Source organism: Streptomyces sp. NPDC087300 (genome assembly GCF_044744425.1).
Classification (GTDB): Bacteria; Actinomycetota; Actinomycetes; order Streptomycetales; family Streptomycetaceae; genus Streptomyces.
Window position 1 is genome coordinate 61,292 of record NZ_JBIUYI010000009.1, and the last position, 17,655, is coordinate 78,946.

Sequence of the window (17,655 nt, forward strand, 5' to 3'; positions counted from 1 at the left end):
TCACGCCCTGTCCGCGACGCGCTCGCCAAGGAGGCCTTGGGGCCTGACGAGGAGTACGACGATGAGGAGCACGAACGCCCAGACATCGGCCCAGGACTGGCCGCCGAGTTTGTCCATGCCGGGGATGTTGTTGATGTAGGCGGTGGCCATGGATTCGGCGAGGCCGAGGACGACGCCGCCGATCATGGCGCCGTAGATGTTGCCGATGCCGCCGAGCACCGCCGCGGTGAACGCCTTCAGGCCGAGGATGAATCCCATGCGGAAGTCGATCTGGCCGTACTTGAGGCCGCGGGCGACGGCGGCGATGCCGGCGAAGGCGGCGCCGATGGCGAAGGCGACGACGATGACGCGGTCGGTGTTGATGCCCATGAGCTTGGCGGTGTCGGGGTCCTGCGCGGTGGCCTGCATGCCGCGGCCGACGCGGGTCTTCATCACGAAGTAGCCGAGGACGAGCATGCAGATGGGTGCGGTGACGAGCAGGAAGATGTCGCCGGGCTGCATGGTCACGGAGCCGATGTGGATGGCGCCACCGGGCAGTTCGGGGAAGGAGCGCGGGGACTTCGCCTCGGGGTACCAGGCCCAGATGGCCTGCTGGAGGGCGAGGGAGAGGCCGATGGCGGTGATGAGCGGGGCCAGGCGTGGCGCGCCGCGCAGCGGCCGGTAGGCGAAGCGTTCGGCACCGACCGCGATGGTGGTGGAGACGAAGATGGCGCCGATCAGCATGAGGGGGACGGCGGCCCACATGCTGGTGCCCGACGGCAGCCACAGCCAGACGGTGAGGGCGCCGAATCCGCCGGTCATGAAGATCTCGCCGTGGGCGAAGTTGATGAGCTGGACGATGCCGTAGACCATTGTGTAGCCGATGGCGATCAGGCCGTACATGGATCCCAATAGCAGGCCGTTGACCAGCTGTTGCGGCAGTTCGTGCACCGCAGGTCCTCCGAGTCTTTCGATGTCGTGCGCTCGCACGGGGGCCGGCTCGCGGGCCGGTGGGCGTGCGCACGTACCAGGTGACGGGGTGCGACGGATGCGACTCCGCGCGGGGCGCTGGCTTGCGGCGCCCCGCGCGGTCAGTCGTGGGCTAGGGGTCCTGCGTCAGTTGGATCCGGTGTACGTGCCGGACTCGACGGGCTTCCAGCCGCTCTTGGGGTCGGTCGACTTCACCTGGTACACGGTGAGCTGCTTGTTGGTGGCGTCGCCGTACTCGTCGAAGGCGACCTTGCCGGTGACGCCGTCGAAGGAGACGCCCTTCATGGCGTCGATGACCTTGGCGCGGGCGTCGTCGGGGAGCTTGCCGTCGTTGTCGTCGACGACCTTCTTGACGGCTTCGATGATCGCCCAGGCGCTGTCGTAGGAGTAGCCGCCGTACGCCTCGTAGGCCTCCTTGTAGCCGGCCTTCTTGTAGTTGGCGATGAACTCCTTGGCGGAGGGCAGCTCCTCGACGGGCTGGCCGACGGAGGTGGCGTAGTCGCCGACGCCCTGCTTGCCCGCGAGCTTGATGAAGTCGGCGCTGTAGATGCCGTCACCGCCGACGAGGGGGGCCTTGGAGCCCGCCTGCTTCATCTGCTTGCTGAGGGGGCCGGCCTGCGGGTACTCGCCGCCGTAGTAGACGAGGTCCGCCCCGGAGTTGCGGATCTTCGTGGCGACGGCGCCGAAGTCCTTGGTGTCGGGGTTGATGTGCTCGGTGCCGACGACCTTGCCGCCGAGCTTGGTGAACTCGTCCTTGAAGGTGGCGGCGAGGCCCGCGCCGTAGGTCTTCTTGTCGTCGACGACGAAGACCTTCTTCTTCTTGCCCTTGTTGTACAGGTACTGCGCGGCGAACGGGCCCTGGATGGCGTCCGTGGTCGCGGTGCGGAAGTACGACTTGTACGGGCGTGCCTTCTTGCCGCCGTTCCAGTCCGGCCCCTGGGTGAGGGCGGGGTTGGTGTTGGCGGGGGAGACCTGGACGAGCTTGGCGTCGTCGAAGACCTTCTGCATGGACTCGGCGACGGAGGAGTTCAGCGGCCCGACGGCGCCGAGGACGTCCTTGTCGGCGACGAGCTTGGTCGCGTTGGTCTGGCCGGACGAGGGCTGGCCCTGGTCGTCGAGGGGCTCCACCTTGAAGGTGACGCCGTCGACGTACTTCTTGGAGTTGGCCTGCTTGGCGGCGAGGTCGACGGAGTTGCGGATGCCGAGTCCGAGCGCGGAGAGGTCACCGGTCAACGGCGCGTCGACGCCGATGACCACCGTGGTGCCACCGCCCCCGGCATCGTCGCCCTTATCGTCGTCGCGCGAGCCACAGGCGGTGAGGGTGAGTGCCCCCGCGGTGAGTGCAGCGGTGATGGCTATGAGCGAACGTTGACGCACGATCAGTCCTTTCCCCTGGCACGGCTGTCCCTTGTTGGGATGCCGAGTCGAGCGCGGAACCGAACTGACAGGAATCCGGTGGGCGCGGTGACTGGCCGTGACTCTAAGGGCGCCTTTGTGCCAGGTGGAGTGGTCGGACCAAGGCTGTGACGCTCTTGTTATGCCACGGAGTATTCCGGGCTGGAACGCAGGGGGTGGTTGGGCCTGAATAGAACCTTGTTCTGCCGGTCTCGACGTATCCGCATGCTGAGAATCTCCAGGACAACTGGCAGGACTGTAAGGGTGTTTGACTCATGACACCCGTGTTCGCGGGCATGCGGCCGTGAGAGCCCCGGAAAGATCATTCGCGTATTCCGGACCCAGGATGTAACTCTGCTTCTCGTTTGCGCGCGCATTACGCAGTGTTACTTCCAGGAAAGGGAGTCCGGCATTCCGTGGCACTTCTCCGCATTCGCGGATGTGCATCTTGATGATCAACTTCCGGGGGGTTCCCGATTTCACCGTGAATGGGGTGGGCGGGGACGTGTCGGCCGACAGGGCCGACGAGGGCTGGGCGACGCGCCGGACGGCCACCGGCGGTCCGGACTCCTGGGTGACGGTGACGGCGAACGTGAAGTCCCGTTCCCCGGCGCGCGGCCGGGACATCTCGCCCGTATACGTCACGGCCACGCTCTGCGACGGCCAGGGCGGGGCGGGCTCGGGCGGCGGCTCGGGGCGGGTCAGATAGAGGGTCAGTCCCGCGGCGCCGACGAGCACGGCCGCGGCGGCCGCCAGGGCGGTGCGACGGTGGCGGATCCGGCGCGGATCGGGCCGCACCGGCTCGACGACGACGCTCTCGTGGTCGTAGGTGTCCTCACCCGGCTCGACCGGGCCGATGGCGTTCACACCCACGGCCCGCCGCTCGGCCCGCCGTCGCGGTAGCGCTCGGCGCACCGCTCGCGGGCCTGCTTGCCGATCAACTTCCGCCCTGCGGCGGCCGATCGGTGCTCGCGCTCGGTACGGGCGGCGTCCAGGACGTCGCGCAGGATCATGTACTGGCCGTTGGACAGGCCCATCGACTGGTAGTCGCCGTAGGTGTCGTCGCCCGAGTCGTAGATCTCCCGGGCCCACTTGGTGATGATCGTGGTGCAGAGCCGGTCGGGAGAAGTGGCGCTGGTGCTCGGGAAGGGGTTCTTGCTCTCGGACGCGTGTCCGTCGGGACCGGAGCTTCCGCATCCGGTGGCGGCGAGGGCGGTGCCGAGGACGGCGGCGAGGGTGGGCGCACAGAGCTGTATCCGGTGCCTCATGCGCCGACGCTAGACCGGACGCGCACGCTCCGACAATGCGTCGCTCCGGCTCGGATGCACCGGTGCCCCGCACCGTCCGCTCGGACGGTACGGGGCACCGGTCGGGACGGGCGCGGGACGCGCGCCCCTGAGTCAGGCCGCCGGGGTGCCGGGGCCGGCGGGGTTCGCCAGGCCGTCGGTGTCGCGCAGCAGGCACGTCAGGCGCGCGCTACAGACCCGCTTGCCCTGCTCGTCGGTGATCGCGATCTCGTACGTCGCGGTCGTGCGGCCCCGGTGCACCGGCGTGGCCACACCGGTGACCAGGCCCGAGCGGGGGCCGCGGTGGTGCGTGCAGTTCAGGTCGACGCCGACGGCGAGCTTCTTGATCCCGCCGTGCAGCATCGCGCCGACCGAGCCCAGGGTCTCGGCCAGCACCGCGGAGGCGCCGCCGTGCAACAGGCCGTACGGCTGGGTGTTGCCCTCGACCGGCATGGTGCCGACGACGCGCTCGGCGGACGCCTCCAGGATCTGGACGCCCATGCGGGTGCCCAGGTGGCCCGCGGAGAAGAGGGCGGGCAGATCGACACCGAGCGCCGCGTACTCGTCGATGACTTCCTGCGGGAACTTCACGCTGTGCTGCTCGCCCATGGGGTCAGGCTCCGTTCGACGTCGACCACTGTCACTGCCACAGTCACTGGCACTGTCCTGAGCGAACGCTCAGTCGATCGAGGATTGTTCCAGGCGTACGACGACGGACTTGCTGGCAGGGGTGTTGCTGGTGTCCGCGGTGGCGTCCAGCGGCACCAGGACGTTGGTCTCCGGGTAGTAGGCGGCCGCGCAGCCGCGGGCCGTGGGATAGTGCACGATCCGGAAGCCCGGCGCGCGCCGCTCCACGCCGTCCTGCCACTCGCTGACGAGGTCCGCGTACGTCCCGTCGGCCAGGCCCAGGTCACGGGCGTCGGCGGGGTTCACGAGGACGACGCGGCGGCCGTTCTTGATGCCCCGGTAGCGGTCGTCCAGGCCGTAGATCGTGGTGTTGTACTGGTCGTGCGAGCGCAGCGTCTGCAGGAGCAGGCGGCCCTCGGGAACGGCCGGGTACTCGACGGGCGCGGCCGTGAAGTTCGCCTTGCCGGTGGCGGTGGGGAAGCGGCGCTCGTCGCGCGGTGCGTGCGGCAGGGCGAAGCCGCCGGGGTGGGCGACCTTCTCGTTGAAGTCCTCGAAGCCGGGGACCACGCGCGCGATGCGGTCGCGCACGGTGGCGTAGTCCTTCTCGAACTCCTCCCAGGGCGTACGGGAAGCGGCGCCGAGGACGCGGCGCGCGAGACGGCACACGATGGCGGGCTCGGAGAGCAGCTGCTTGCTCGCGGGCTCCAGGCGGCCGCGCGAGGCGTGCACCATGCCCATGGAGTCCTCGACGGTCACGAACTGTTCGCCGCCGCCCTGGAGGTCGCGCTCGGTGCGGCCCAGCGTCGGCAGGATCAGGGCACGCGCGCCCGTGATCGCGTGCGAACGGTTCAGCTTGGTGGACACGTGCACCGTGAGGCGGGCCTTGCGCATGGCCGCCTCGGTGACCTCCGTGTCGGGCGACGCCGCCACGAAGTTGCCGCCCATCGCGAAGAAGACCTTCGCCTCGCCGTCGCGCAGGGCGCGGATGGCGCGGACGACGTCCAGGCCGTGCCGGCGCGGCGGCGCGAAGCCGAACTCCTTCTCCAGGGCGTCGAGGAAGGCGGGCGCGGGCCGCTCGAAGATGCCCATCGTGCGGTCGCCCTGCACGTTCGAGTGGCCGCGCACGGGGCAGACGCCGGCGCCGGGGCGGCCGATGTTGCCGCGGAGCAGCAGGAAGTTGACCACCTCGCGGATGGTGGGCACGGAATGCTTGTGCTGGGTCAGGCCCATCGCCCAGCACACGACGGTGCGCTTCGAGGCGAGCACCATGCGCAGCGCCTCCTCGATCTCGGCGCGCTCCAGGCCGGTCGCCGTGAGGGTCTCGTCCCAGTCGGCGGCGCGCGCGGCCGCGGTGAACTCCTCGTACCCGTGCGTGTGTTCGCGCACGAACTCGTCGTCGACCGCCCCTTCGGTCTCCAGGATCAGCTTGTTCAGGAGGCGGAAGAGGGACTGGTCGCCGCCGAGGCGGATCTGGAGGAAGAGATCGGTCAGGGCGGTGCCCTTGAGCATGCCCTGGGGGGTCTGCGGGTTCTTGAAGCGCTCCAGGCCCGCCTCGGGCAGCGGATTGACCGTGATGATCTTCGCGCCGTTGTTCTTCGCCTTCTCCAGGGCGGAGAGCATGCGCGGGTGGTTCGTGCCCGGGTTCTGCCCCGCGACGATGATCAGGTCCGACTTGTAGAGGTCCTCCAGGAGGACGCTGCCCTTGCCGATGCCGATCGTCTCGGTCAGCGCGGAGCCCGACGACTCGTGGCACATGTTCGAACAGTCGGGGAGGTTGTTCGTGCCCAGCTCGCGGGCGAACAGCTGGTAGAGGAACGCCGCCTCGTTGCTGGTGCGGCCCGAGGTGTAGAAGACGGACTCGTCCGGGCTCTCGAGGGCGGTGATCTCCTCGGCGACGATGTCGAAGGCGCGCTCCCAGGAGACCGGCTCGTAGCGCTCGGCGCCCTCGGCCAGGTACATGGGGTGGGTGAGGCGGCCCTGCTGGCCCAGCCAGTACCCACTGCGGGTCGCGAGGTCCGCCACCGGGTGCGCGGCGAAGAAGTCGGGGGTGACACGGCGCAGCGTGGCCTCTTCGGCCACGGCCTTCGCGCCGTTCTCGCAGAACTCCGCCTTGTGCCGGTGGTCCGGCTCTGGCCACGCGCAGCCGGGGCAGTCGAAGCCGTCCTTCTGATTGACCCGCAGCAGCGTGAGCGCGGTGCGGCGCACGCCCATCTGCTGCTGCGCGATGCGCAGCGTGTGCCCGATCGCGGGAAGGCCCGCCGCGGCGTGCTGCACCTCGGCGACCTGCGGCGCGTCCTGGACCGGATCACCCTTGGGCGGCTTGCTTGCCATGGTCGGCTCCCCTTCGAGCACGTGCGTGAGCTACATCTCCGATCCTCCCACGCACCGGTGACAATGCCGGGGGTCGGGGCTGCCTGGGACCGGACTGTCAGTGGGGCGTGGCAGGATCGGGGACGTGGCAGAAAAAGCAGCGAAGAAGAAGTCCGAGACCGCGACGAAGCCGAGTGGCGAGCAGCGTCCGCGCCTGCTCCTCATGGACGGGCACTCCCTGGCGTACCGGGCGTTCTTCGCGCTGCCCGCGGAGAATTTCACGACGGCGACGGGCCAGCCGACGAACGCGATCTACGGCTTCGCGTCGATGCTGGCGAACACGCTGCGCGACGAGGCGCCCACGCACTTCGCGGTGGCCTTCGACGTCTCGCGCAAGACGTGGCGCTCCGAGGAGTTCCCCGAGTACAAGGCGAACCGCTCCAAGACCCCGGACGAGTTCAAGGGCCAGGTCGAGCTGATCGGCGAGATGCTCGACGCGATGCACGCGGTGCGGTTCGCGGTGGACGGCTTCGAGGCGGACGACGTCATCGCGACGCTGGCCACGCAGGCGGAGGCGGCCGGCTTCGAGGTGCTGATCGTCACCGGCGACCGGGACTCCTTCCAGCTGATCACCGAGCACGTGACGGTGCTGTACCCCACCAAGGGCGTCTCCGAGCTGACCCGCTTCACCCCGGAGAAGGTCGAGGAGAAGTACGGGCTGACCCCCAGCCAGTACCCCGACTTCGCGGCGCTGCGCGGCGACCCGTCGGACAACCTGCCGGGCATCCCCGGCGTCGGCGAGAAGACCGCCGCGAAGTGGATCAACCAGTTCGGTTCGTTCGCCGACCTCGTGGAGCGCGCCGACGAGGTCAAGGGCAAGGCCGGGCAGAACTTCCGCGACCACCTGGACTCGGTGAAGCTCAACCGCCGCCTGACCGAGATGGTGCGCGACGTCGAACTGCCCAAGGCGGTCACCGAGTTGGAGCGCGCTCCGTACGACCGGACGACGCTGGCGATGGTCCTGGACACCCTGGAGATCCGCAATCCTTCGCTGCGCGAGCGCCTCCTCGCCGTCGACCCGGGCGCCGAGGAGGCCGAGCAGACCCCGGCCGAGCCGGGCGTGGAGCTGGACGGCACGGTGCTCGGCACCGGCGAGCTCGCCCCCTGGCTCGCCGAGCACGGCACGGCGGTCCTCGGCGTGGCCACGGTCGACACCTGGCAGCTGGGCGCGGGCTCGGTGACCGAGGTGGCGCTGGCCGCCGCCGGGGGAGCGGCCGCCTGGTTCGACCCGGCCGCCCTGGACGAGGCCGACGAGAAGGCGTTCGCGGCATGGATCGCCGACGCGGAGAAGCCGAAGGTCCTGCACAACGCGAAGGCCGCGATGCGGGTCTTCCCCGAGCACGGCTGGCGCGTCGACGGCGTCTCCATGGACACGGCGCTCGCCGCGTACCTGGTCAAGCCGGGCCGCCGCTCCTTCGCCCTGGACGCGCTCTCCCTGGAGTACCTGGGCCGTGAGCTGGCGCCCGCCTCCGCCCCCGACGGGCAGCTCGCCTTCGGTACGGAGGAGGACGACACGGCCGAGGCGGAGTCCCTGATGGCGCAGGCCCGCACCATCCTCGACCTGGGCACTGCCTTCGGTGAGAAGCTCCAGGAGGTCGGCGCGAGCGACCTGTTGAAGGACATCGAGCTGCCCACGTCCACGCTCCTGGCCCGCCTGGAGCGGCACGGCATCGCCGCCGACCGCGCCCATCTGGAGTCGATGGAGCAGCAGTTCGCCGGCGCGGTGCAGCAGGCCGTGAAGGAGGCGCACGCGGCGGCCGGGCACGAGTTCAACCTCGGCTCGCCCAAGCAGCTCCAGGAAGTCCTCTTCGGCGAGCTCAACCTGCCCAAGACGAAGAAGACGAAGACCGGCTACACCACGGACGCCGACGCGCTGGCCTGGCTCGCGGCCCAGACCGAGAACGAGCTCCCGGTCATCATGCTGCGCCACCGCGAGCAGGCGAAGCTGCGGGTGACCGTCGAGGGCCTGATCAAGACGATCGCCGCGGACGGCCGCATCCACACCACGTTCAACCAGACGGTGGCGGCGACGGGCCGACTGTCCTCCACCGACCCGAACCTGCAGAATATCCCCGTGCGTACGGACGAGGGCCGGGCGATCCGCCGCGGCTTCGTGGTCGGCGAGGGCTTCGAGTCCCTGATGACCGCGGACTACAGCCAGATCGAACTGCGCGTGATGGCGCACCTCTCCGAGGACGAGGGCCTCCTGGAGGCGTTCACCTCCGGCGAGGACCTGCACACCACGGTGGCCTCGCAGGTGTTCGGGGTGGACGGCTCCGACGTCGACGCGGAGATGCGGCGCAAGATCAAGGCCATGTCGTACGGCCTGGCCTACGGGCTCTCGGCGTTCGGCCTCTCCCAGCAGCTGAACATCGACGCGGGTGAGGCGCGGGCCCTGATGGACACGTACTTCGAGCGGTTCGGCGGGGTGCGCGACTATCTGCGCCGCGCGGTCGACGAGGCGCGTGCCACGGGGTACACGGAGACGATGCTCGGCCGCCGCCGCTACCTCCCCGACCTCAACAGCGACAACCGCCAGCGCCGCGAGATGGCCGAGCGGATGGCACTCAACGCGCCGATCCAGGGCACGGCCGCGGACATCGTCAAGATCGCGATGCTGAACGTGCACCGTGCGCTGACGGAGGCGGAGCTGGAGTCGCGGATGCTGCTCCAGGTCCACGACGAAATCGTCCTGGAGATCGCTTCCGGCGAGCGCGCGAAGGTGGAGGAGCTGGTCCGCGGGGAGATGGCGGGCGCGGTGACGCTGCGGGCGCCGTTGGATGTTTCGGTGGGGGTGGGGGCGGACTGGGAATCCGCAGCGCACTAGCCCTCCCGGGCGGGGAAGCGGATTCGGGGCTGGCCTGCTCCGGGTGGGCTTGCTTGCCCTTCGGGCGGGAGCGGAGGGCTTGAGGGTTTGTGGCTGGCTGCGGCTGCGTTGTGGCTGGTCGCGCAGTTCCCCGCGCCCCTTGTGGGGTTGGTGCCTCGGCGAGGGTGCTGTGGGGCTGCCGCTTCGTGTGTGGCTGCGGCTGCGTTGTGGCTGGTCGCGCAGTTCCCCGCGCCCCTTGAGGGGGCTCGGCACGTCTCGGCGGCGGCCAGCCGAGGGGCAGCCAGCGCATCCTCGCTGCTCAGCGCATCTGCTGCTCCGCAGCACAACCGTGCCTTCGGCGGTGCCGAAACCGGCGAGTCGCCCCAAGCCCCACGCAGTGGCTCGTGGACCGGGGTGTGGGTCTCACTCGCGTGGCCCCCGGTGGCACGCCCCGTTCAAGGCCCAGGGGCCAGGATGAACCATGGCCCCTCACCTGCGAAAGCGCCGCACGGCCATCGTCGCGGCGCTCACGACGGCTCTTCTGGCGCCGATATCCGCGACCTCGGCCGACGCCGGTTCTCGGCAGGGCGCAGCCCTCTGTACGGCGCGCCGCGATCCCGCTCTCGCCGCGCGGATGTCCCAGGACATCCGCGCGGCGCTCGCGTCCAGGAGCGGCAGTGTCTCCGTGTCCGTGCACGACACCCGCACCGGGCTGTTCTGCGAGCTGGCGAGCCGGCGGCAGTACGACGCGGCGAGCATCGTCAAGGTGCTGATGATGGAGGCCGCGCTGCGCCGCGCGCAGGAGTGGCGGCGCGGGCTCACCGTGTGGGAGCGGCGGAGGATCCGTCCCATGATCACCGGTTCGGACAACAACGCGGCCCAGCGGCTCTGGAACGACCTGGGCCACCCCTATCTCTCCCGCTTCCTGCGCCGCGTCGGCACCACCGCCACCACCCTCGGCCCGTCCCGCCTGTGGGGCCTGACCCGGACCACCGCGGCCGACCAGCAGCGGCTGCTGGGCGTGCTGACCGGCGCCCGCGACGTACTCAAGCCCGCCGCGCGCGCCTACGGGCTGCGACAGATGGCCGACGTACGGCGCGACCAGCGCTGGGGAGTGCCCGCGGGTATGCCGCGCGGCGTCCGCGCCCACCTCAAGAACGGCTGGCTGCCGCGCGCCACCCACGGCTGGCGGGTGCACAGCATGGGCGCGTTCACCGGCGGCGGCCGCACCTACCGCATCGTCGTCATGTCGCACGGCAACCCGTCGATGGCGTACGGGGTGCGCACCGTCGAACGCGTCGCGCAGGCCGTGCACCGGGGTCTCAACAAGGGCCGCGCCGTCGGGCAGGGGCTCACTCCGGAGAGCGAGATCAGTGAGGTGCCGGACGGCTCGGCCGCCGAGTTTCCCGATTCTCCCGAGGCTCCCGGGGAGGATGACGCGGCCTCGTAACAGGCCTGTCCCCGTCAGTTGGCCAACTGGTGAATATCGGGCACGAACGGGTTCTAGCACACCGGAAGTTGTCGTAGTGTCGCCTGAGACGCCCCGCTGGGGAGCACGCGCGTACGAAGGCAAGCGTGTACGGAGGCGGGGGCGACGCGTAAGTGTCGACAATGGGGAGGGGTGGCTCGGTCATGGCGCCGGTTATCGGCAGGCGGCTGCGCAGGGGAGCGGTGACCACCGCGGTGGCCGCGGCGGCGGTGGCGGCTCTCGCCGCCTCACAGGCTCCCGGCGCGACGGACGTACCCCGCGACGACCGGGCCGCGGGTGCCTCGGACGCGACCCCGCCGCCCGGCGGTGACTCCGCGACCGGCAACTCGCCCTACTACACGGACCTGCCGCCCCTGCAGAGCCCCGTTCCGCCGACCGGCGCCCCGCCGGGCGGCGGTGACAAGGAGGCCGAGGCGGGTCTGCCCGCCACCGTCCTCGACGCGTACAAGAAGGCCGAGACCGAGCTCGCGGGCGCCAAGCCGGGCTGCAACCTGCCCTGGCAACTGCTCGCCGCCATCGGCAAGGTCGAGTCGGGCCAGGCCCGCGGCGGCCGCGTCGACGCCAACGGCACGACGCTCACCCCGATCCTCGGCCCGGTCCTGAACGGCAACGGCTTCGCGAAGATCACCGACACCGACGACGGCGCGTACGACGACGATACGACCCACGACCGCGCGGTCGGCCCCATGCAGTTCATCCCGTCGACGTGGGCCACCGCCGGCAGGGACGGCAACGGCGACGGCAAGAAGGACCCCAACAACATCTACGACGCGGCGCTCGCGGCGGGCTACTACCTCTGCGCGAACGACCGTGATCTGGCCGTCGAGGCCGACCTGCACAAGGCGATCCTGAGTTACAACCGCTCTACGGAGTACCTCAACACGGTCCTCTCGTGGCTGGAGTACTACCGCAAGGGCACCCACGAGGTCCCGGACGGCAAGGGCGTCCTGCCGGACGACCGCAGCGACACCCGCTTCCCGTCGATCAGCCCGAACCCGGGTCCGAAGCGGCCCGGTTCCTCCGCGCAGAAGCCCGGGACGAACCCCGGCAAGGAGAAGCCCGGCAAGCCGAAGCCCGGGAACAACAACGGCGGCGGCACCAAGCCCGACCCCAAGCCCGGCGACGGCGGCACCGAGAAGCCCACCCCCTCGCCCGCCGAGCGGGTCGGCACGCTGGCGAACGCCGGTACGGGCGACCTCGTCGCGAAGACGGGCGACGCCTTCACCGAGCGCGTCGCGGTCCGCGCGCTGACCAAGTCGGGTGCGTACGTGCCCAAGGCCAAGGTGAAGTTCACCGTCGTCGGCGACACGGACGCCCGCTTCGACGGCGGCGCGCGGAGCGCCACCGTCACCACGAGCGTCTGGGGCAAGGCCACCGCGCCGAAGCTCGAAGCGGGCGCCAAGGCCGGCACGTTCGCCGTGCGCGCCACGGTCGTGGGCAGCTCGGTGGCCGGTGTCGAGTTCGACGCCGAGGTCACCGCGCGCCAGGCCGACGTGCTCGCCAGGACCAGCGACAAGGCGCTGACGTGCGAGGCGGGCAAGGAGTTCGCGGACCAGGTCGAGGTCAAGGCGACGTACAAGGGCAAGGCGGCGGACGGCGTCGCGGCCACCGCCACCATGATCAAGTCGGCGACGGACGCGACGGCCAACGACAAGGGCCCCTACTTCAAGGACGCGGACGGCAAGCCGGTCCGCACCCTCAAGGGCCTGAAGACCGACGCCAACGGCGTGCTGAAGCTCCCGAAGATGTACGCGGACGACGCTGCGGGCACCTATCTGCTGCGCATCACCACGGAAGGCGGCGCCGTCCTCACCGTCGAACTGAAGGTGACCGCCGCGGAGCCCGACGCGACGCCCTCGCCGACCGACTCCGCGAGCACGTCCCCGAGCGCCTCCACGAGCCCTTCCACCGGCAGCTGACCGAGCGGCCGCACGGCCGCCGCGCGACTCCCTCGGACCGCCCCTCCGCCACCCACGGCGGAGGGGCGGTCCGTGTTTGTGCAACGTGTTCTCATCTCGCCCTTCCGTTGCTACGGTGCCCGCCCTGACGCCCTATCAGTTCCGGCCGTACGCCGCTTCAGGAGGCCCCGTATGCGCGCCCTCATCGCCGCCGCCGGCGGCCTCGCCGTCGCGTTCGCCCTGGTCCTGACGATCACGGCGATCGGCGCCCCACCGGGCGAGACGTCCCCCAAGCCGCTCCTCACCACTGTCCCCAAACACCCATAGACGTAGGGAGGGTCGCGCGATGCGCCGCAAGGCCAGCCTCGTCCTGCTCGCCTTCGCCGTGTTCTTCACGGCGATGTCCCCGCTCATGCGCTGGTACGCCTTCCCGCGCCTGGCCAAGATCCCGCCGAGCCAGTACCAGGAGGCGGTCCTTGAGGCGAAGAACCCGACCCTCATCGACTACGGCTCCATGACGGCCAAGAAGGTCGACAAGGTCACCATCGTGCAGACCCTCAAGGGCAACGTGGAGGCCTCCGAGAAGATCGAGAAGAGCGCCGACCGCGACGTCGTCGTCTGGGACGCCCTCTCCTACGTCCAGGACGCCGAGGGCAAGATGGTCTCCAAGGTCCCCGAGCGCTACATCTTCGACGCGCACAGCCAGGAGCCGGTGCACGCGACCGGCGAGATGGTGGACGGCGACCCGGTCAAGCGCGAGGGCATCGAGTTCAAGTGGCCCTTCCTGACCGAGAAGAGGGACTACGAGTACTTCGACGCGCAGGCCCGCATCACCCGGCCCATCCACTACAAGGGCACCCAGGACTTCCGCGGCGTGAAGGTCTACTACTTCGAGCAGACCATCCCCTGGACCAAGGTCCCCTTCCCCAAGACCATGCCGGTCAAGGGCATCACTCCGGAGTCCCTCGCCAAGACCGGCACCACCCGCTGGTACACCACCGTCCGCAAGTTCTGGGTCGACCCCACGACCGGGGCGCCCGTCTACGGCGAGGAGAACCAGAAGAACGAACTGCGCGGCGGCACCCTGCTTGGCGGCCGCGACAAGGTCACCGTCTTCGCCGGGCACGTGAAGATGCGCGAGGACTACATCCAGAACACCGTCGACCTGGTCAAGTCCCAGCGCGTCCTGGTGCTCCTGCTCACCTCGTACCTGCCCTGGGGCTTCCTGATCCTCGGCGTCCTGCTGCTCGCGCTCTCCCTCTGGCTGGAGGCCCGCGGCCGCAGGCCCGGCGACCCGGAACCGACGGCGTCCGGCGAGCCTGAACCCGAGCCGGAACCACTCAACGCCTAGCTTCCCGCGCCCCGTTGACCGGCGTCCCGCTGGGCCTGGCGGGCCTTGGTGTACCGGGTGGGGGCGGCCGTCGCCGGATCCTCGGGCCATGGATGCCTCGGGTAGCGCCCGCGCAGCTCGGCCCGCACCGCCCGGTACCCGTCGCCCCAGAAGGACGCCAGATCCGCGGTGACGGCCGCGGGGCGCCCCGCGGGCGACAGGAGATGGACGACCACGGGGGCCGTGCCGCCCGCGATCCGCGGGGTCTCGGCGAGCCCGAACATCTCCTGCAACTTCACGGCGAGCACCGGCTGTTCGGGATCGGAGTAGTCGATCCGGATCCTCGACCCGCTCGGCACCGCGAGCCGCTCGGGGGCCAGCTCGTCGAGGCGGGTCGCCTCGCCGGTCGCCCACGGCAGGAGCCGCGCGAGCGCCTGCCCGGCGTCGATCCGCCCCAGGTCGGCCCGGCGCCGCGCCTTGGAGAGCTCGGGCTCCAGCCATTCGTCCACGCGCGCGTAGAGGGCGTCCTCCGATACGTCGGGCCAGGGCGGCCCGAGCCGCAGACGCAGGAAGGCGAGCCGCTCCCGCAACTCCTCGGCGCCGCGCGACCACTTCAGGAGCCCGGTGCCCTCCTCCCGCAGCCCGGCGAGGAGCCCTTCGCGCACCAGAGCGGGGTCGGGTTTCTTCAGGGGCCGCACCGTGAGCTCCACCGCGCCGAGGCGCTCCACGTGCCGCGTCACGAGATCGCCGCCCGACCAGGCCACCTCGTCGCCCTCGGAGTGCAGCGGGGCGGCCGCGCGCCGTGCGACGTCCTCGTCGATGTGCCCGCCGAGCAGTACGCGCGCGTGCCCGGCGCCCACCGGCCGGTCGGCCACGGCCACGGCGATCCACTCCGCGCCGGCCAGGGCGGACCCCTGCCGCGCCTCGGCACGCGTGCCGCCCGCCATGAGGTAGACCCCGCCGCCCACGGAGCGCGCCACCCGCTCGGGGAACGCGAGCGCCGCGACCGTCCCCGCGACCCGGTCCTCGCTCCAGGAGGTCTCCTCGGGGGCGTCGGCGCGCGCGGCGGAGTCCTTCGCCGCGGCCGCGAGCCGCCGGGTCTCCGTGCGCCAGCGGGCCGCGTACCCGTCGCCGCCCCGGCGCGCGGAGCGCCACGCGCCCGCGAGGTCGTCCCCGTACTCACGGGGCGGCTCCTCGCTCAGCAGAGCCACCACCTCCGCCGCCCGCCGGGTGCCGACCAGGGGCGCCGCGTCGAGGAGGGCGCGGGCCAGGCGCGGATGCAGGCCCACCCGGGCCATCCGCGTGCCGCGCGCGGTCACCCGGCCGGTGTCGGCGGCCACGGCGCCGACCGCCGCGAGGACGTCCCGCGCCGCCGCGAGCGCACCGGCGGGCGGCGGGTCGAGCAGTGCGAGCCCGGCGGCGCCCGGATCGCCCCAGCACGCGGCCTGAAGGGCGAACGCGGCGAGGTCGGCCACCTTGATCTCCGGCGCGGGAAAGCGCGGCAGCCGCGCGTCCTCGGCCTCGGCCCAGCACCGGTAGACGGCGCCGGGCGCCTCACGTCCCGCCCGGCCGGCCCGCTGCCGCCCGGCGGCCTGCGAGGCCCGCACCGTCGCAAGGGCGCTCAGCCCGCGCGCGTGATCGACGCGCGGCTCGCGCGCCAGACCCGAGTCCACCACCACCCGCACCCCGGGCACCGTCAGGGACGACTCGGCCACGGACGTCGCGAGCACCACCCGGCGCCGCCCGCCCCCGGCGAGGACCGCGTCCTGCACCGCGGCGGGCGCCCGCCCGTGCACCTGTAGCACCTCGACGTCGCCGAGCCCGCCCAACTGCCCTGCCACCCGGGCGATCTCACCGACCCCCGGCAGGAAGCACAGGACGTCGCCCGAGCGCTCGGAAAGGGCCCGCCGCACCATCGACGCCACATGGGTCAGCAGCGCGGGGTCGACCCGCATGCCGTGCGGCGGCCGTACGGGGCGGGCGGGCGGCGCCCACACCACCTCCACGGGGTGCGCGATCCCCTGTGCCTCCACTACGGGGGCGTCACCGAGGATCCGCGCCCAGCCCTCGGCGTCCGTCGTCGCGGACGCCGCCACCAGGCGCAGCTCGGGGCGGAGCGCCGCCCGCACGTCCACCAGGAAGGCCGCCACGGTGTCCGCGTCCAGATGCCGCTCGTGGCACTCGTCGATGATCACGACGTCGACGCCGCTCAGTTCCTGGTCCCGCTGGAGGCGTTGCAGCAGGACGCCGGTCGTGACGACCTCCACGCGCGTGCGGGGCCCCACCACGCGCTCCCCGCGCACCGTGTATCCGACGCGTTCGCCCGGCTTCTCGCCGAGCAGCCACGCCATCCGGCGCGCGGCGGCCCGTGCGGCGATCCGCCGGGGCTCGGCCACGACGACGCGGCGCTCCCCGCCGCCCCCGCCGACGGCGTCGTCGAGCAGACCGGCGAGGGCCAGCGGCACCAGCGTCGTCTTGCCCGTCCCCGGCGGGGCGCACAGCACGGCGCTGCCCGGCCCCTCCAGAGCGGTGCGCAGGGCGGGCAGCGCGTCGCGTACGGGCAGATCCAGGGCGTCGTAACGGAGAGCGGTCACGCACTCAGTCTCGTACGCACACGTAGATGGCCGTTCCCGGGATCAGGTTCCCGCGCAACGGGGACCAGCCGCCCCACTCCTGGGTGTTCCAGGCGGGCCACTCCGGCTCGGCGATGTCCACGAGCCGCAGGCCGGCGGCGACGATGTCGCGCACCCGGTCGCCGATCGTCCTGTGGTGCTCCACGTAGACGGCGTTGCCCTGTTCGTCCTGCTCCACGTAAGGAGTGCGGTCGAAGTAGGAGGCCGCTACGGAGAGGCCCTCCGGTCCCGGCTCGTCGGGGAACGCCCAGCGGATGGGGTGCGTGGCGGAGAAGACGAAGCGCCCGCCGGGGCGCAGCACGCGACGCACCTCCTTGAGGACCAGGACGGGCTCGGCGACGAAGGGCAGCGCCCCGTAGGCGGAGCAGGCGAGGTCGAAGGAGGCGTCCTTGAAGGGGAGCACCCCGGCGTCGGCCTGCACCAGCGGCACCGTGCCGCCGATCCGCAGCGCGTGCTGGAGCTGGCGGTGCGAGAGGTCGAGGGCCACGGGGCGGGCGCCCTGGGTGAGGAGCCAGCGCGAACACTGGGCGGCACCGGCACCGATCTCCAGGACGTCCTTGCCCTTGAGGCTCTCGGGCGGACCCAGCAGCTCCGCCTCCACCTCGTCGAGGCCCTCGGGACCCCACACGAAGCGGTCGTCCCCGAGGAATGTGCCGTGCTCGTTCTGGTACTCGTCGGCGTTCCGGTCCCACCAACCGCGGTTCGCACGGCTGCTCTCCGTGACGTTCGCGTCACGCCGGGTGGCCTCGGGTTCGGGCAGCTCGGACTCTTGGATGATCGGCTCCATCGTCGTAATCTTCCGTATCCTTCATCGAATCTCGTCGCGAAGGGGGCGCCGTGCGGCCCGTGTGG

General features: G+C 71.3%; 13 protein-coding genes. 5 read left to right on the forward strand and 8 right to left on the reverse strand.

The annotated features are described in order from the left end of the window. The 6 genes from ACIO9J_RS33335 to ACIO9J_RS33360 form a co-directional block, all read right to left on the reverse strand. Positions 1-930 (reverse strand): branched-chain amino acid ABC transporter permease, encoded by a 930-nt coding sequence (locus ACIO9J_RS33335; protein ID WP_402007813.1) that lies wholly within the window; start codon positions 928-930, stop codon positions 1-3. 165 nt (positions 931-1,095) lie between these two features. Then, positions 1,096-2,346: a branched-chain amino acid ABC transporter substrate-binding protein gene (locus tag ACIO9J_RS33340; RefSeq protein WP_402007815.1), complete on the reverse strand. Its 1,251-nt coding sequence runs from the start codon at positions 2,344-2,346 to the stop codon at positions 1,096-1,098. A gap of 291 nt (positions 2,347-2,637) precedes the next feature. Next, positions 2,638-3,231, reverse strand: coding sequence for a Tat pathway signal sequence domain protein (locus tag ACIO9J_RS33345; RefSeq protein WP_402007817.1), 594 nt, complete (start codon positions 3,229-3,231; stop codon positions 2,638-2,640). After that, positions 3,228-3,632: a hypothetical protein gene (locus ACIO9J_RS33350; RefSeq protein ID WP_402007819.1), complete on the reverse strand. Its 405-nt coding sequence runs from the start codon at positions 3,630-3,632 to the stop codon at positions 3,228-3,230. Before ACIO9J_RS33350 ends, ACIO9J_RS33345 begins: the two co-directional genes overlap by 4 nt. A 132-nt stretch (positions 3,633-3,764) precedes the next feature. Further along, positions 3,765-4,259: a PaaI family thioesterase gene (locus ACIO9J_RS33355; RefSeq protein ID WP_402007821.1), complete on the reverse strand. Its 495-nt coding sequence runs from the start codon at positions 4,257-4,259 to the stop codon at positions 3,765-3,767. Positions 4,260-4,328: 69 nt separating this feature from the next. Then, entirely contained in the window at positions 4,329-6,608 is a 2,280-nt protein-coding gene (locus ACIO9J_RS33360; protein ID WP_402007823.1) for an FdhF/YdeP family oxidoreductase, read from the reverse strand. 124 nt (positions 6,609-6,732) lie between these two features. Between ACIO9J_RS33360 and polA the strand changes: the two genes are divergently transcribed. The 5 genes from polA (at position 6,733) to ACIO9J_RS33385 (ending at position 14,191) form a co-directional block, all read left to right on the forward strand. Beyond that, positions 6,733-9,474 carry a DNA polymerase I gene (polA, locus tag ACIO9J_RS33365; protein WP_402007825.1) on the forward strand — a complete coding sequence of 914 codons (2,742 nt, stop codon included), beginning with the start codon at positions 6,733-6,735 and terminating at the stop codon, positions 9,472-9,474. A 460-nt stretch (positions 9,475-9,934) separates the two neighbouring features. Then, entirely contained in the window at positions 9,935-10,903 is a 969-nt protein-coding gene (locus ACIO9J_RS33370) for a serine hydrolase (RefSeq protein ID WP_402007827.1), read from the forward strand. A gap of 182 nt (positions 10,904-11,085) precedes the next feature. Beyond that, positions 11,086-12,861, forward strand: coding sequence for a lytic murein transglycosylase (locus ACIO9J_RS33375; protein ID WP_402007829.1), 1,776 nt, complete (start codon positions 11,086-11,088; stop codon positions 12,859-12,861). A gap of 171 nt (positions 12,862-13,032) precedes the next feature. Next, positions 13,033-13,167, forward strand: coding sequence for an SPW_0924 family protein (locus ACIO9J_RS33380; protein WP_402007831.1), 135 nt, complete (start codon positions 13,033-13,035; stop codon positions 13,165-13,167). A 19-nt stretch (positions 13,168-13,186) separates the two neighbouring features. Next, complete coding sequence (locus ACIO9J_RS33385; RefSeq protein ID WP_402007833.1) at positions 13,187-14,191, forward strand: DUF3068 domain-containing protein; 1,005 nt, start codon at positions 13,187-13,189, stop codon at positions 14,189-14,191. Here the strand turns inward: ACIO9J_RS33385 and hrpB are convergent. Both hrpB and ACIO9J_RS33395 read right to left on the reverse strand, forming a co-directional pair. Beyond that, positions 14,188-16,764 (reverse strand): ATP-dependent helicase HrpB, encoded by a 2,577-nt coding sequence (hrpB, locus tag ACIO9J_RS33390; protein ID WP_402007835.1) that lies wholly within the window; start codon positions 16,762-16,764, stop codon positions 14,188-14,190. The two genes, ACIO9J_RS33385 and hrpB, sit on opposite strands and share 4 nt — an antisense overlap. Before the next feature lie 4 nt (positions 16,765-16,768). Then, entirely contained in the window at positions 16,769-17,590 is an 822-nt protein-coding gene (locus ACIO9J_RS33395) for a class I SAM-dependent methyltransferase (RefSeq protein WP_402007837.1), read from the reverse strand. Positions 17,591-17,655 lie beyond the last annotated feature (65 nt).

Excerpts from the sequence above, each read along its gene's own strand:
- ACIO9J_RS33350 (WP_402007819.1), bottom strand. The coding sequence starts at position 3,632 with ATGAGGCACCGGATACAGCTCTGTGCGCCCACCCTCGCCGCCGTCCTC.
- ACIO9J_RS33355 (WP_402007821.1), bottom strand. The coding sequence starts at position 4,259 with ATGGGCGAGCAGCACAGCGTGAAGTTCCCGCAGGAAGTCATCGACGAG.
- ACIO9J_RS33360 (WP_402007823.1), bottom strand. The coding sequence starts at position 6,608 with ATGGCAAGCAAGCCGCCCAAGGGTGATCCGGTCCAGGACGCGCCGCAG.
- ACIO9J_RS33370 (WP_402007827.1), top strand. The coding sequence starts at position 9,935 with ATGGCCCCTCACCTGCGAAAGCGCCGCACGGCCATCGTCGCGGCGCTC.
- ACIO9J_RS33375 (WP_402007829.1), top strand. The coding sequence starts at position 11,086 with ATGGCGCCGGTTATCGGCAGGCGGCTGCGCAGGGGAGCGGTGACCACC.
- ACIO9J_RS33380 (WP_402007831.1), top strand. The coding sequence starts at position 13,033 with ATGCGCGCCCTCATCGCCGCCGCCGGCGGCCTCGCCGTCGCGTTCGCC.
- ACIO9J_RS33385 (WP_402007833.1), top strand. The coding sequence starts at position 13,187 with ATGCGCCGCAAGGCCAGCCTCGTCCTGCTCGCCTTCGCCGTGTTCTTC.
- ACIO9J_RS33395 (WP_402007837.1), bottom strand. The coding sequence starts at position 17,590 with ATGGAGCCGATCATCCAAGAGTCCGAGCTGCCCGAACCCGAGGCCACC.